This window comes from Erwinia sp. LJJL01, assembly GCF_047300805.2.
Taxonomy (GTDB): domain Bacteria; phylum Pseudomonadota; class Gammaproteobacteria; order Enterobacterales; family Enterobacteriaceae; genus Erwinia; species Erwinia aphidicola.
In genome coordinates, this window is the sequence record NZ_CP178576.1 from 530,049 (window position 1) to 543,228 (window position 13,180).

Sequence of the window (13,180 nt, forward strand, 5' to 3'; positions counted from 1 at the left end):
ATCAGCGTCAACGTCGCTACATAACTTGCACGATGGGGAGAGAGCATGTCGGACAGTCAGCTTTATGAAATAACCGCGGGTTACAGCTATCGTCTGGGTGCCAACGTTGAGGAGAACGGGGTGAATTTCGCCCTGTTCTCCGCTCACGCCGAACGGGTAGAACTTTGCCTGTATGACGCCAGCGGCAAAAACGAAATTGCACGCCTGACACTGCCGGAATACACCAATGAGGTGTGGCACGGCTTTGTGCCGGGCCTGCAGGCGGGAGCGCTGTATGGCTACCGCGTCTACGGTCCTTATGAGCCGGAAAACGGCCATCGCTTTAATCACCACAAGCTGCTGATTGACCCTTACGCGCGCGAGCTGGTGGGCGACATTGAATGGGATGCAGCCTGCTTTGCCTACGATCTTGAGCACGAAGATAAAGACCTGACCTTTGACACGCGCGACAGCGGGCCGTTTATGCCCAAGTGCAAAGTGATCGACCCGGATGAGTTCAACTGGCACGACGAAAATCGCCCGGCGATTGCCTGGTCGGATGCGGTGATCTATGAGGCGCACGTCAAAGGCTTCACCCAGCTTAATCCGGCGCTGCCAGAAGCCCTGCGCGGCACCTATGAAGGCATGGGGCACCCGGCAACCGTCGACTACATCAAAAACCTCGGGATTACCTCGGTTGAGCTGCTGCCGGTGCACTGGTTCCCGGACGATCAGCACCTGCTGGATAAAGGGCTGAAAAACTTCTGGGGCTATAACACGCTGGCGTTCTTTGCCCCGGCCTCACGCTATTACGGGCCGGCGGGTATTCAGGGCTTCCGCGATATGGTGCGCGCCTTCCATGATGCGGGTGTCGAGGTGATCCTTGACGTGGTGTATAACCACACGGCGGAGGGCAACGAGCTTGGCCCGACGCTCTCTTTTAAGGGCATCGACAACTACTCCTACTACCGCACGCTGCCGGAAGAACATCGCTATTACATCAATGACACCGGCACCGGCAACACCGTGAATACCTCGCATCCGCGCGTGCTGCAGATGGTGCTGGACTCTCTGCGCTTCTGGGCGGAATCGATGCATATCGACGGATTCCGCTTCGACCTGGGGACGATTCTCGGGCGCGAACCGCAGGGCTTCGACCCGCGCGGCGGCTTCTTCGACGCCATTATGCAGGACCCGGTGCTGTCAAAACTGAAGCTGATTGGCGAGCCGTGGGACATTGGCCCCGGGGGTTATCAGGTTGGCGGCTTCCCGCCGGGCTGGGGCGAATGGAACGACAAGTATCGCGACACCGTGCGCGAATACTGGCACGGCGACAATGTCTCCAGCGATTTTGCCGCACGCCTGCTCGGCTCCGGCGATCTGTACGACCAGCGCGGGCGCCGCCCGTCGGCCAGCATCAACTTTATCACCGCCCATGACGGCTTTACTCTCAATGACCTTGTTTGCTGGAATGAGAAGCACAATGAAGCCAACGGCGAGGACAATAACGACGGCCACAACGATAACCGTTCATATAACTTCGGTGCCGAAGGGCCAACCGACGATGAGACCATCAACGCCCTGCGCGACCGGCAGAAACGCAACTTCCTCGCCACGCTGCTGTTCTCCCACGGCACGCCGATGCTGCTGGCGGGCGACGAGTTTGGCCGCAGCCAGCAGGGCAACAACAACGGCTACTGTCAGGACAGCGAGATCTCATGGGTCCACTGGGAAAATCGCCGCCCAGCTGACGATGAGTTACATGAATACACCCGCCATCTGCTGACGCTGCGCGCTGCGCAACCGCTGCTGCGGCGCGAGAGCTGGCGCGATGGCATGGAGATAAAATGGTTTAACGCCGGGGGCGGCTTCCAGCTGCCCGAGCACTGGGAGCATGGCACCACGCTGGGCGTCTATCTCTCACGCGCCGACCTACAGCAGGAGGAAGGGATCTGGCATGACGTGCTGATGCTGTTCAACCCGTTTGAAGGCAACGTTCCCTTCCGCATCCCGCAGTTTGGGGAAGGCGGCTGGGTGCTGGAGATCACCACCAGCTCCACGGCACAACCCGGCATGGTGATTACCCGCGAGAAGGATTTTGAGCTGGAGGGACGCAGCTTTGCGCTGTTCAGAAGGCCGTAACGCTGGCAGTCTGGATCGAAACCCCGTACTGAGGCATTATTTGCTAATTAACTGATTAGCAAGGTGCGGTGACCGTGGCCCCATAAATACGCTCACCGCGCCGCCTCAAGTACAGGGACCCGCGTTATGACAGACAGCACCGCAAAAACCTCGCTGACGATGTACGGCATCAAAAACTGCGACACCATCAAGAAAGCCCGCAAATATCTGGAAGCACAGGGCGTGGACTATCAGTTCCACGACTACCGCGCCGACGGGCTGCATGCAGCCCTGTTGCAGACCTTTATTGACACCCTGGGATGGGAAGCGCTGCTCAACACGCGCGGCACCACCTGGCGCAAGCTGGATGAGGCGGTGCGTAATGCGGTGAATAATCCCGCAGCCGCACGCGATCTGATGCTGGCACAGCCGGCAATCATCAAACGTCCGTTGCTCTGTGCGCCGGACGGCACTATGCTGCTGGGCTTCAGCGAAGCCACCTGGCAGCCGTTTATTCAGGAGAAGTCATAATCATGTACTGTCCGGTCATTGAGCTGACGCAGCAGCTTATTCGTCGCCCTTCCCTCAGCCCGGATGATGCCGGTTGTCAGGCTATTCTGATTGCCCGCCTGCAGGCGCTGGGCTTTACTATTGAGCCGATGAACATCGGCGATACCCTGAACTTCTGGGCATGGCGCGGTCAGGGTGAAACCCTGGCGTTTGCCGGCCACACCGACGTGGTGCCGACCGGCGATGCCAACCGCTGGATCAACCCGCCGTTTGAACCCACCATCCGCGACGGCATGCTGTTTGGCCGCGGCGCGGCTGATATGAAAGGTTCACTGGCAGCGATGACCGTGGCCGCCGAGCGCTTTGTCGCCGCGCATCCAAACCACAAAGGCCGCCTGGCTTTCCTGATCACCTCTGATGAAGAGGCCAGCGCCACTAACGGCACGGTGAAGGTAGTGGAAGCGCTGATGGCGCGCAACGAACGCATGGATTACTGCCTGGTGGGCGAGCCGTCGAGCACCGAAGTGGTGGGCGACGTGGTGAAAAATGGCCGTCGCGGCTCCATGACCGCCAATCTGACCATTCACGGTGTGCAGGGCCATGTGGCTTATCCGCACCTCGCCGATAACCCGGTACACCGTGCCATGCCCGCGCTGAATGAGCTGGTGGCCACCGAGTGGGACCAGGGCAATGAATTCTTCCCGCCGACCAGCATGCAGATTGCCAACGTTCAGGCCGGCACCGGTAGCAATAACGTCATCCCCGGTGACTGCTTTGTGCAGTTCAATTTCCGCTTCAGCACCGAACTGACCGACGAGCTGATCGTTCAGCGCGTGCAGGAACTGCTGGACCGCCATCAGCTGCGCTACAGCATTGAGTGGAAAGTGTCCGGTCAGCCGTTCCTGACCTCACGCGGTAAGCTGGTGGATGCGGTAGTTAACGCGGTTGAGCACTATAATGAGATCAGACCGCAGCTGCTCACCACCGGTGGCACCTCTGACGGGCGCTTTATTGCCCGCATGGGCGCACAGGTAGTAGAACTGGGTCCGGTGAACGCAACCATTCATAAGATCAATGAGTGTGTAAAAGCCGCCGATCTGCAGCTGTTAAGCCGCATGTATCAGCGGATTATGGAACAGCTGATCGCCTAAGCGATCTGGGGTGAAGATATGGAATTTTTGAAGCATTACTGGTGGATACTGGTGATCCTGCTGATGGTCGGCATTCTGATGAATGTCTACAAAGACCTGAAGCGAATCGACCATAAAAAGTTTCTCGATAACAAGCCTGAGCTGCCTCCGCATCGTGATTTCAACGATAAGTGGGATGATGAAGACGACTGGCCGAAAAAGAAGTAGCCTACTACCCGCATTTAATTTCAATTTGTGAAACTCCGCTCAGCCCCTTTTTTTTATCCGGGGCTGGCGTTGCTGCGCATAAAATTTGCTCTATTTTGTAGTGACAGGAATGTCACTACAGGGATAGGGAATGCCTTTGCTATACTTACACCATGGGTACACTTACGAGTGGGACTCAAAGAAAGCACAGCACAATTTAGATAAGCACAAAATAAGCTTTGAGCTTGCCTGTGAGGTCTTTGACGATCCCAACATTCTCTCTACCCGCGATCTGTCTGAAATTTATGGCGAAGAAAGATGGCAGCATTTGGGTGAAATTAAAGGCTGCGTGGTTTTGCTGGTTGTCAGCACCGATCGGAACGACAACATACGGATAATTTCCGCTCGTAAAGCGCTGCCAAAAGAGATCGGGAGATACAGACAATGGTAGGAAAGCTAGAGCAACTGAATGAGCTGGCAACGATTCAGGCCAAAGACATTGATACCAGCGATGCGCCAGAGTTAAAGGACAAAGCATGGTCAACGGCTGAACGCGGCAGGTTTTATCGGCCAAAAAAAGTACAAAAAACGGTGCGTATCGACGCAGATGTTCTTTACTGGCTTGAGAGCAAAGGGCCGGGCTATCAGACGCGTATCAATAACATTCTGCGTGAAGCCATGGGCAATGAAGGAAAATAGCGATGCCGGGTAGCTGTACTGCCCGGCATAAACCTACATCAACGCAATCACATCATCCTCGCCCGGCGTTGCCCCGCCCAAGGCTTCGTCAAAATAGCGGCGCGGCACGGTAAACCGCAGGCGATCGAGCGCCAACTGCATCGCGCGGTCATCCACCGCATGCGGTAGATCGTCGACGATATCCAGGGTTACATCCCCTCTCAGCGCCGTTAAACGCGCTTCCGCCGCAACCGCGTGAGTAAGCGGCAGCGTACTGTCATCGTCGCCGTGGATCAGATGGAGCGCGGAAGAAAATGAACGGTTTTTGACGATGACGTTGAATTTATTGCAACGAGTCAAGCCACTGGCGCCACCGATCGGCCTGCTGAGCATCCAGCGCCATCAGCCCCTGCCGGGCTTCCTGGCGCTGCGCGGCCAGCAGCGCTTTACGCCCGGAGAGTTTCGCCCTGGCTATCACTTCAGCACTGCGTTGTTGCTGCAGAAGAGCGGCACTCAGCAGCGGCAGTGCGCAGGGCCGCTGGCTGACCAGCCTGCCCAGCGCGGCCAGGCTGGCTTCAAACGGCCGCTGTGCCCAGGCGAAACCGGCCAGCTCACGCCAGTCATCCTCATCAATATCAGCATAGCAGTGTGTCGCGAGCGGCAGCTCTTCTCCGGGCAGCTGACGACGTAACCACGCCCCTGCCCGCTCGAAGCGCTGCGCGGCACGCTGTGCCAGCTGCTGTCCAGCGGGGCTGAGCGGCAGAATCGCCATCGCGCTGAAGCAGCCGCTGCTGGCCTCGCGCACGCTGCCGATACGCACCAGCTGAAAACCGCAGCGCTGCCAAAACTGCCAGAGCGCTGAGGTGAAGCCAAAGCTGACTGACAGATAATCCAGCCCCTGCGCCTGCTGCTGACAGCCCGCCACCAGCTGCTGACCGATGCCCTGCCCGCGCAGCGCGGCGGCGACCGCAATCCGGCTGATGCGCCTGGAGCGCAGCTGAGGCGCGTCGACCTGCCCGGCATGCGCCGCCAGCGACTGCGCCACCAGATTGCCACGCGGGCGGCGGGTTCCGGCCCAGACGGCGCTGGACAGCGCCGCGCTCAGGCCGCCCTCATCCACCAGCCATAGCGCTCCCTGCACGCTGTCGCCCTGCAGCGCAGCGCTAAAATGCATGCCGGGCGCATCCATCATGCGCCGCAGATCGAGCGGCGAAGTGCGGTAGTGCGCGCTGGTTAGCAGCTGATATACCGCTGCCATTCGCGCAGGCTGCCGCCCCCAGTCGGGCTGTTCCAGCGCCACGTAATCCATGCTGCCATGCTGCGGCTCGACCTCCCGGTCATCAAACAGCAGCGCATCGCTGATAAAAGACTCCAGCGGATCGTTCGCCGCCCAGCGTAATGGAGTATCGAGCTGATGCAGCGTCACATTGGGCAGCGCGGCGCAGAATTTCAGCAGGAAGCCACGCCCGGTGCCTTCGTAACCCTGCACCGTGGTGGTCAGCAGCACGCGCGGAAACAGCGCAACCAGCTGGTGCAGCAGCGGCGCGGGGATCGCCGCCGCCTCGTCAATCAGCAGCCAGTCCACGCCGGGCTGATGCAGCGCCGCTTCGGCCAGCAGTCGGTCGGGCGCGATAAAATGAAAGGCATCACCGGCAAACTGCGCCAGTACCTCGGTAGACACCTTGCCCGGCGCGGTGACCAGGCAGCGCCCCGGCCAGCGTGCGGCCAGCATGCCCGCCAGCGCAGACTTGCCGCGCCCGCGCGCAGCGGTGATCGCCTGAACACCAGGAGACGCGTGCAGAAGTTTTGCCAGGATTTGCTGCTGCTGCAGGCTGCCATCGTCCGGCAGCCACTGCGGCACGGCTTCAGCGACGGGTAATATCAGGGGGTGATTTTCTCGCCAGAGCACGGCCCGGGCATCGGCCTGTATCAGCTGCTGCAGACGCTGAATAAAACGCGGGGTGGCGCACGGCGCATCGCGCTCGCTCCAGCGCAGTGAATCCTCGTCAGGCTGCTGCGCCCAGTGGTCCCACTCCGGGACCAGCAGCAGCAGCCAGCTGCCCGCCTGTAACGTTCCGGCCAGGGCGGCCAGCGCTTCGGTGTGAAAACCGCTGCGGGCGTCAAATACCGCGTGGCGGAACTCGCGCCCCAACAGCGTGCGAATAGCAGATGGCGCGCAGCTTTGCACGCTATGCGACGGCTCGCCAACCCACAACCAGTCGCCGGGCAGCTGTTCCATCAAGCCTGCAGCCTGCTGTTCACTCCATTGCGCTGTCCCGCTGAGCACCAGCAGTCGTCGCCAGCCCTGGCACTGCAGCCGCGCCGTGCCGTCGCGCCACTCACTCACCCGCGTTTAACCGGCAAAGGTATTACACTGGCCAGGATTTCCGCCATCGAAGCCTTTTTTAAACCAGGTGTAGCGCTGCTGTGAAGTGCCGTGGGTAAAGCTGTCCGGCACCACGCGCCCCTGGCCGCGCTGCTGCAGACGATCGTCACCGATCGCCTGGGCTGCATTCAGGGCCGATTCGAGGTCACCGGTTTCCAGCACGTTCTGCTGCTGCATATAGTGGCCCCAGACGCCGGCAAAACAGTCCGCCTGCAGTTCCATCTTCACCGACAGCTGATTCACCTGAGTCTGGCTGGCACCCTGCTGCATCTGGCGAACTTTCTGCTCAATGCCAAGCAGGTGCTGGACGTGGTGACCAACTTCATGGGCGATCACGTAGCCCTGGGCGAATTCTCCACCCGCACCGAGTTTATTTTTCATTTCGTCATAGAAAGAGAGGTCGATATAGACTTTGCTGTCGCCGGGGCAGTAGAACGGCCCCATCGCCGCCTGGCCGCCGCCGCAGGCGGTCTGCGTCTGGTTGCGGTACATCACCAGCGTAGGGGCTTTCCACTGTTTCCCCATCTGCTGGAACAGCTGCTGCCAGGTATCTTCAGTCATGGCAAAGATGGTGCGGGTAAACTGCGCCGCTTCATCCTCTTTCGGGCTGGCCTTGCGCTGCTGCTGGGAAGTTTGTGTCATCTGCGTGCCGTCCCCGCCCAACAGCGGCGAGAGGTCGTAACCGTAATAGCTGGCCACCACCACCACGATAAGCAGAATAATTCCGCCTTTTCCACGGGGAATACGCATACGCCCACCGCCGACGGTTCCGGACTCGTTACGGCGATCTTCTACATTGTCGCTTTCGCGACGCCCTTGCCAACGCATACAGTTATCCTCATGATCGCTCAAAACAGCGTATGTGGATTTTAGTCTGACGCAGCGGGGAAAACCAGAAAACGCGGAAATGGAAGAGGATTTTGCGCAAAAGGCTGAGGAAGGCCGGGCGCACCCGACCTCAAAATAGCGGGTTAGTCGAGCTTCACGCCCAGACGATTAGCCACTTCTTCATAGGCTTCAATCAGGCCACCGAGGCTCTGACGGTAGCGGTCTTTATCCATCTTGTTCAGCGTCTCTTTGTCCCACAGGCGTGCACCGTCCGGGGAGAACTCATCGCCCAGCACCACTTCGCCTTTGAACAGGCCAAACTCCAGCTTGAAGTCAACGAGGATCAGGCCCGCGTCAGAGAACAGCTTGCTCAGTACGTCGTTCGCTTTGTAGGTCAGCTCACGCATACGCGCCAGGTTCTCTCTGTTTACCCAGCCGAAGGTTTCACAGTAGGACTCATTCACCATCGGATCGTGTTTCGCATCGTCTTTCAGGAACAGGTCAAACAGCGGTGGGTTGAGGATCATCCCCTCTTCCACGCCCAGACGTTTTACCAGCGAGCCAGCCGCACGGTTACGGACCACACACTCAACCGGCACCATATCCAGCTTCTTCACCAGCGCTTCGTTGTCAGAGAGCAGGGCTTCCATCTGCGTTGGGATACCGGCTTCCTGCAGTTTGGTCATGATGAAATAATTGAACTTGTTGTTAATCATTCCCTTACGGTCAAACTGTTCGATGCGCTCACCGTCCAGCGCTGACGTATCGTTACGGAATTCGAGTACCAACAGATCCGGGTTTTCGGTGCTGTAAACGGTTTTCGCTTTGCCGCGATACAACTCAGCTTTTTTCTGCATCTTGTTTAACTCCAAACGATAATGAACTGTTACTGTCGGACCGGCTGAACCGGGCCGTTAATATTTTGCCTGGCGGAATTATATGTTCCGCGGGTAAAAAACCGAAGCAATCGTTTACGTCAGACGTAAATAAAAAGGCCGGAAGTATCCGGCCTTGTGGCTTACTTGCTGAATGCGGCCTGGAACACCGCCACCAGCGCATCGTTCTGCGACTGGGTGAGCGGGTGACCTTTAGGGTCGAGGAACTGCAGGCTGCTACGGTTATCGAGGTCACCGACCTGAAGTTTGTAGTCGCCGTTTTTCAGTTCAGGATCCTTGGCACCCAGTTCGTCGAAGGTATTGCTGCCTGGCGCTTTATAAGTCACGTTCAGGCTACCCTGTGAGCGGTTGTTGTCGGTCACTTCCATACCAACGCGCTTCAGCGTTGCCGGCAGGCGCTGCCAGACCACATTGAACGGTGCACGCAGGATCAGATTAGGCAGGCCGGTATCATCGGCACCGCTCTGTACGTCAATTTGCGTTGGGCTGCGGCTGGCAGCGGCATCTTCACGTGTGGTTTCAACCTTATCCATGGTGGCGCTGATTTCGTTCAGCATCTGAGCGGTGTAACGCTGGATCTGCACTGGCGAAGTCACTACTTTATCCTGCTGCTGCAGCTCAAGCAGTTTCACCATCAGAACCTGCTGGCCTGCCTGCGGCTGCACGCTCAGCTGATAGCGGCCACGGTACTGATTATCTTCATCAGCACGGTTCCACTGTACCCAGTCGGTGGTCAGGGATTGACGCGCATCCTGACGGTCGGCAATCGGGAACTTCAGTGACTGCACCGCGTCAACAACCTGCGGCCAGATAGCGCTGCGGCTGTCGACCATCAGCGTACCGGTGTTACCGGCAAACTGGCTGCGGGTGCCGTTCATCAGTGCCAGCGTCTGTGCTGGCGGACGAATGTCCAGCTGCTTGCCTACCTGCCCATTAGGGTTGACCGACGGAATATCAAAGTCGCCATTTTGAATCGGCAGGATCATGCCAGCAGGCGCGCGCAGATCGCTAAGATCGGCTGCCTGCAGGTAGGATTCGTCACCGCTCACCTGACGCTTGTAACGCTGGTCGTTAGAACATGCTGCCAGCAGCATAACCAACGACAGTCCCACCACTTTCGCTACCGTGGACTTTTGTACTGAGTAAGCCATTAATTCTCCCTAAATTTAAAGCAGGCCAGCGTTTTTCAGTGCCTGCTCAACAACCGGACGACCGGCATCGGTCAGCGGCGTCATTGGCAGACGCAGCGTATCGGTTGCTATTAATCCTAATCGTTTCGCGGCCCATTTCACCGGGATAGGATTCGGTTCAGCAAACAGCTTGTGATGCAGATGCATCAGGCGCTGGTTCAGAATGCGCGCTTCGGCAAAGTTGCCCTGCTGCGCCAGAGCGCAAAGCTCGACCATTTCACGTGCGGCAATGTTTGCCGTAACGGAAATCACGCCGTGCCCGCCCAGGTGCATGAAGTCGAGCGAGGTGGCATCATCGCCGCTCACCAGAATAAAGTCTTCATTTACCCGCTCTTGGATCTGACTAACCCGCGATAAGTTCCCGGTGGCCTCTTTGATTCCGATAATATTTTTAATTTTGGCCAGGCGACCGACGGTTTCCGGCAGCAAATCCGTGCCGGTACGTGACGGTACGTTGTACAGCATCTGCGGCAGCTCGGTGCTTTCCGCGATGGTTTTGAAGTGCTGATACAACCCTTCCTGCGTCGGACGGTTGTAGTACGGCGTGACGGTCAGGCAGCCAACAACGCCAGAATTTTCGAAACGTTTGGTCAGAGAGACGCCTTCCGCAGTGGCGTTTGCACCGGTGCCGGCAATAACAGGGATACGGCCATCGGCCAGTTCCAGTGTCAACATCACCACGTCACCATGTTCATCATGGCTCAGGGTGGCGGACTCGCCGGTGGTTCCTACAGAAACAATTGCCGCGGTGCCGCTGGCAATATGGTAATCAATCAGTTTTTTCAGACTCGCACGGCAGACATTACCTTTGTCATCCATCGGCGTTACGAGTGCAACAATACTTCCCGTGAACATTAGCCATCCCCTCGACAAACAAGTGCTTCATGGTACGTTTGACCGTGCAGTAAAAGCAAGCGCGCAGCACGGCTCAAGCGCTTGTCAGCAGTTTTTTTTATGTTTACCTTATGGTTATTAGCATTTGCACAGGAAGATTGATTTTGTCGCAGTCATCGCAACACCATTTGGTTATCACTGCCCTTGGGGTTGACCGCCCGGGGATCGTCAATACTATCACCCGTCACGTCAGCAGCTGCGGGTGCAATATTGAAGATAGCCGGCTGGCTATGCTGGGTGACGAGTTTACCTTTATCATGCTGCTGTCCGGCAGCTGGAACGCCATCACCCTGATTGAATCGACGCTGCCGTTAAAGGGGGCAGAGCTGGAGCTGCTGATTGTGATGAAGCGCACCAGCGCCAGTACGCGACCGCCCCTGCCCGCCACGGTGTGGGTGCAGGTGGAGGTCATCGACTCCCCGCACATCATTGAGCGCTTTACCGATCTGTTTGATTCGCATCAGATGAATATTGCCGAGCTGGTGTCGCGCACACAGCCTGCACAAGAAAACCAGCCACCTTTGCTCTATATTCAGTTAACCGCCCATAGCCCGGCCAGCCAGGATGCGTCATTAATCGAGCAAGCGTTCAACCGGCTATGTACAGAACTCCATGCTCAAGGCACTATTAAGGCGGTTTCTCACCACGGCGCGTAATCCTTAACCTGCACGTGGGAAGCGCGTGAATTTTAACCCTGGTATGATGATAAAAATGGAGAGTAGTGATGAATCCACTGAAAGCCGGTGATACTGCACCGAAATTTAGCTTGCCCGACCAGGACGGCGAACAGGTAAATTTAACCGACTTCCAGGGACAGCGCGTTCTGGTATATTTCTACCCGAAAGCGATGACGCCAGGCTGTACCGTACAGGCATGCGGTCTGCGCGATAGCATGGACGAGCTGAAAAAATCCGGGGTTGAAGTATTAGGTATCAGCACCGATAAGCCGGAGAAGCTCTCACGCTTCGTCGAGAAAGAGCTGCTGAACTTCACTCTGCTGTCTGATGAAGACCATCAGGTATGCGAGCAGTTTGGTATCTGGGGCGAAAAAACCTTTATGGGCAAGACCTATGACGGCATCCACCGCATCAGTTTCCTGATCGGCACTGATGGCAAAGTTGAGAAAGTTTTCGATGATTTCAAGACCAGTAACCACCACGATATCGTGATGGATTACCTGCAGTCGGCGTGATTTGAACCTGCGGGCCGACCCGCAAACGTCGGGGCCGATCGTCTTTTCGATCGGCCCTTGATAAACCTTCTACAATTTAGCCAGTTCATCCGGCCAGGCATGCACCACCGCTTTCACCAGCGTGGCGAGCGGTATGGCAAAGAACACCCCCCAGAACCCCCATAGCCCGCCGAAAATCACCACCGACAGAATGATCACCAGCGGATGCAGGTTTACCGCTTCTGAGAACAGTATCGGCACCAGTACATTGCCATCCAGCGCCTGAATTACCAGATAGACGATAATCATGGTCCAGAAATCTCCGGACAGCCCCCACTGGCCCAGCCCCACGCCAATCACCGGAATGGTGACCGCCATTGCCCCGACGTAGGGGATCAGCACCGAGATACCGACCAGCACGCCCATCAGCAGCGCATAGTTCATACCGATAGCGAGGAAGCCAATCCAGCTGGCGATGCCGACCACCACCATCTCCAGCACCTTGCCGCGAATGTAGTTCGACACCTGCTGGTTCATCTCAACCCATACCTGCCCGGCAAGACCGCGATTGCGCGGCAGCACGCGGCGAATGGCGTCCAGCATCTGATCTTTGTCCTTCAGCAGGAAAAACACCATCAGCGGCACCAGCACCAGATAGATAGCCAGCGTCATCAGCCCAACCAGCGAAGCCAGAGAATATTTCACCAGCTGGTCGCCCATGCCGCTCAGGCGGCTGCGCAGATTTTCCACCACAATATCGATAATGCCGACATCCATCAGCGTTGGGAAACGCTCCGGCAGACGGGTAGCGAACTGATACAGCCGCGTCAGCATGGTCGGCATCTCATGGGCGAGGTTGATGCCCTGCTGCCAGGCGACCGGCACCACCACCAGCAGCAATATCAGGATCAGGGTGGCAAAGACGATCAGTACCAGCGTCACCGCCCAGGTACGCGAGCAGCCAAGCCGCTCGAGCCTGACCGTGGGCCACTCCAGCAGGAAAGCCAATACGATTGCCACCAGCAGCGGCGCCAGCAGGCCATTAAAGAAAAACAGGATGCAGAAAGCAGCGATCAGGATCGCCAGCAGCGCAATGGCCTGGGGATCGCTAAAACGGCGGCGATACCACTGCATTATAAGTTCCAGCATGGTAAGTCCTTGCCTGAGAATGAGTGGGGGAAAGTGTACCT

Annotated in this window: 15 protein-coding genes; 8 read left to right on the top strand and 7 right to left on the bottom strand. The window is 57.6% G+C overall.

Annotated features, from left to right (window positions below):
- Positions 1-45: 45 nt before the first annotated feature.
- The 6 genes from glgX to ACLI4M_RS03235 all read left to right on the top strand — a co-directional run bounded on the left by glgX (position 46) and on the right by ACLI4M_RS03235 (position 4,646).
- Positions 46-2,121, top strand: coding sequence for a glycogen debranching protein GlgX (glgX, locus tag ACLI4M_RS03210; RefSeq protein ID WP_133623095.1), 2,076 nt, complete (start codon positions 46-48; stop codon positions 2,119-2,121).
- A gap of 126 nt (positions 2,122-2,247) precedes the next feature.
- Positions 2,248-2,631 (top strand): ArsC family reductase, encoded by a 384-nt coding sequence (locus ACLI4M_RS03215; protein WP_133623094.1) that lies wholly within the window; start codon positions 2,248-2,250, stop codon positions 2,629-2,631.
- A 2-nt stretch (positions 2,632-2,633) separates the two neighbouring features.
- The gene (gene dapE, locus ACLI4M_RS03220) at positions 2,634-3,761 is read left to right on the top strand and encodes a succinyl-diaminopimelate desuccinylase (RefSeq protein ID WP_048915231.1); all 1,128 of its coding nucleotides are present in this window, start codon (positions 2,634-2,636) and stop codon (positions 3,759-3,761) included.
- 18 nt (positions 3,762-3,779) lie between these two features.
- The gene (locus ACLI4M_RS03225; RefSeq protein ID WP_048915230.1) at positions 3,780-3,968 is read left to right on the top strand and encodes a YpfN family protein; all 189 of its coding nucleotides are present in this window, start codon (positions 3,780-3,782) and stop codon (positions 3,966-3,968) included.
- Between the two features lie 130 nt (positions 3,969-4,098).
- On the top strand, positions 4,099-4,398 hold the full coding sequence (locus tag ACLI4M_RS03230) for a BrnT family toxin (RefSeq protein WP_048915229.1): 300 nt from the start codon (positions 4,099-4,101) through the stop codon (positions 4,396-4,398).
- Positions 4,392-4,646 carry a BrnA antitoxin family protein gene (locus ACLI4M_RS03235; protein WP_048915228.1) on the top strand — a complete coding sequence of 85 codons (255 nt, stop codon included), beginning with the start codon at positions 4,392-4,394 and terminating at the stop codon, positions 4,644-4,646. The genes ACLI4M_RS03230 and ACLI4M_RS03235 overlap by 7 nt, the downstream gene beginning before the upstream one ends.
- Positions 4,647-4,679: 33 nt before the next feature.
- Here ACLI4M_RS03235 and ACLI4M_RS03240 read toward each other — a convergent pair whose 3' ends face one another.
- The 6 genes from ACLI4M_RS03240 to dapA all read right to left on the bottom strand — a co-directional run bounded on the left by ACLI4M_RS03240 (position 4,680) and on the right by dapA (position 10,780).
- Positions 4,680-5,018: a hypothetical protein gene (locus ACLI4M_RS03240; protein WP_133623093.1), complete on the bottom strand. Its 339-nt coding sequence runs from the start codon at positions 5,016-5,018 to the stop codon at positions 4,680-4,682.
- Positions 4,969-6,972 carry a tRNA(Met) cytidine acetyltransferase TmcA gene (locus ACLI4M_RS03245; RefSeq protein WP_413449775.1) on the bottom strand — a complete coding sequence of 668 codons (2,004 nt, stop codon included), beginning with the start codon at positions 6,970-6,972 and terminating at the stop codon, positions 4,969-4,971. The genes ACLI4M_RS03240 and ACLI4M_RS03245 overlap by 50 nt, the downstream gene beginning before the upstream one ends.
- Positions 6,973-6,978: 6 nt before the next feature.
- Complete coding sequence (gene ypfJ / locus ACLI4M_RS03250; RefSeq protein WP_048915226.1) at positions 6,979-7,839, bottom strand: KPN_02809 family neutral zinc metallopeptidase; 861 nt, start codon at positions 7,837-7,839, stop codon at positions 6,979-6,981.
- Positions 7,840-7,982: 143 nt separating this feature from the next.
- Positions 7,983-8,696, bottom strand: coding sequence for a phosphoribosylaminoimidazolesuccinocarboxamide synthase (purC, locus tag ACLI4M_RS03255; RefSeq protein ID WP_048915225.1), 714 nt, complete (start codon positions 8,694-8,696; stop codon positions 7,983-7,985).
- Positions 8,697-8,857: 161 nt separating this feature from the next.
- Positions 8,858-9,886 (bottom strand): outer membrane protein assembly factor BamC, encoded by a 1,029-nt coding sequence (gene bamC / locus ACLI4M_RS03260; RefSeq protein ID WP_133623092.1) that lies wholly within the window; start codon positions 9,884-9,886, stop codon positions 8,858-8,860.
- A gap of 15 nt (positions 9,887-9,901) precedes the next feature.
- The gene (gene dapA / locus ACLI4M_RS03265) at positions 9,902-10,780 is read right to left on the bottom strand and encodes a 4-hydroxy-tetrahydrodipicolinate synthase (protein WP_048915223.1); all 879 of its coding nucleotides are present in this window, start codon (positions 10,778-10,780) and stop codon (positions 9,902-9,904) included.
- 143 nt (positions 10,781-10,923) lie between these two features.
- Between dapA and ACLI4M_RS03270 the strand changes: the two genes are divergently transcribed.
- Together ACLI4M_RS03270 and bcp are read left to right on the top strand one after the other, a co-directional pair.
- The gene (locus ACLI4M_RS03270; RefSeq protein ID WP_048915222.1) at positions 10,924-11,475 is read left to right on the top strand and encodes a glycine cleavage system transcriptional repressor; all 552 of its coding nucleotides are present in this window, start codon (positions 10,924-10,926) and stop codon (positions 11,473-11,475) included.
- A gap of 68 nt (positions 11,476-11,543) precedes the next feature.
- The gene (gene bcp / locus ACLI4M_RS03275; RefSeq protein ID WP_048915221.1) at positions 11,544-12,011 is read left to right on the top strand and encodes a thioredoxin-dependent thiol peroxidase; all 468 of its coding nucleotides are present in this window, start codon (positions 11,544-11,546) and stop codon (positions 12,009-12,011) included.
- A 69-nt stretch (positions 12,012-12,080) separates the two neighbouring features.
- Here the strand turns inward: bcp and ACLI4M_RS03280 are convergent, their stop codons facing one another.
- On the bottom strand, positions 12,081-13,139 hold the full coding sequence (locus ACLI4M_RS03280; RefSeq protein WP_133623091.1) for an AI-2E family transporter: 1,059 nt from the start codon (positions 13,137-13,139) through the stop codon (positions 12,081-12,083).
- Between the last annotated feature and the right edge of the window lie 41 nt (positions 13,140-13,180).

Excerpts from the sequence above, each read along its gene's own strand:
- ACLI4M_RS03230 (WP_048915229.1), top strand. The coding sequence starts at position 4,099 with ATGCCTTTGCTATACTTACACCATGGGTACACTTACGAGTGGGACTCA.
- glgX (WP_133623095.1), top strand. The coding sequence starts at position 46 with ATGTCGGACAGTCAGCTTTATGAAATAACCGCGGGTTACAGCTATCGT.
- dapA (WP_048915223.1), bottom strand. The coding sequence starts at position 10,780 with ATGTTCACGGGAAGTATTGTTGCACTCGTAACGCCGATGGATGACAAA.
- ACLI4M_RS03215 (WP_133623094.1), top strand. The coding sequence starts at position 2,248 with ATGACAGACAGCACCGCAAAAACCTCGCTGACGATGTACGGCATCAAA.
- ACLI4M_RS03280 (WP_133623091.1), bottom strand. The coding sequence starts at position 13,139 with ATGCTGGAACTTATAATGCAGTGGTATCGCCGCCGTTTTAGCGATCCC.
- ACLI4M_RS03235 (WP_048915228.1), top strand. The coding sequence starts at position 4,392 with ATGGTAGGAAAGCTAGAGCAACTGAATGAGCTGGCAACGATTCAGGCC.
- purC (WP_048915225.1), bottom strand. The coding sequence starts at position 8,696 with ATGCAGAAAAAAGCTGAGTTGTATCGCGGCAAAGCGAAAACCGTTTAC.
- ACLI4M_RS03225 (WP_048915230.1), top strand. The coding sequence starts at position 3,780 with ATGGAATTTTTGAAGCATTACTGGTGGATACTGGTGATCCTGCTGATG.
- ypfJ (WP_048915226.1), bottom strand. The coding sequence starts at position 7,839 with ATGCGTTGGCAAGGGCGTCGCGAAAGCGACAATGTAGAAGATCGCCGT.
- ACLI4M_RS03240 (WP_133623093.1), bottom strand. The coding sequence starts at position 5,018 with ATGCTCAGCAGGCCGATCGGTGGCGCCAGTGGCTTGACTCGTTGCAAT.
- bcp (WP_048915221.1), top strand. The coding sequence starts at position 11,544 with ATGAATCCACTGAAAGCCGGTGATACTGCACCGAAATTTAGCTTGCCC.
- bamC (WP_133623092.1), bottom strand. The coding sequence starts at position 9,886 with ATGGCTTACTCAGTACAAAAGTCCACGGTAGCGAAAGTGGTGGGACTG.
- dapE (WP_048915231.1), top strand. The coding sequence starts at position 2,634 with ATGTACTGTCCGGTCATTGAGCTGACGCAGCAGCTTATTCGTCGCCCT.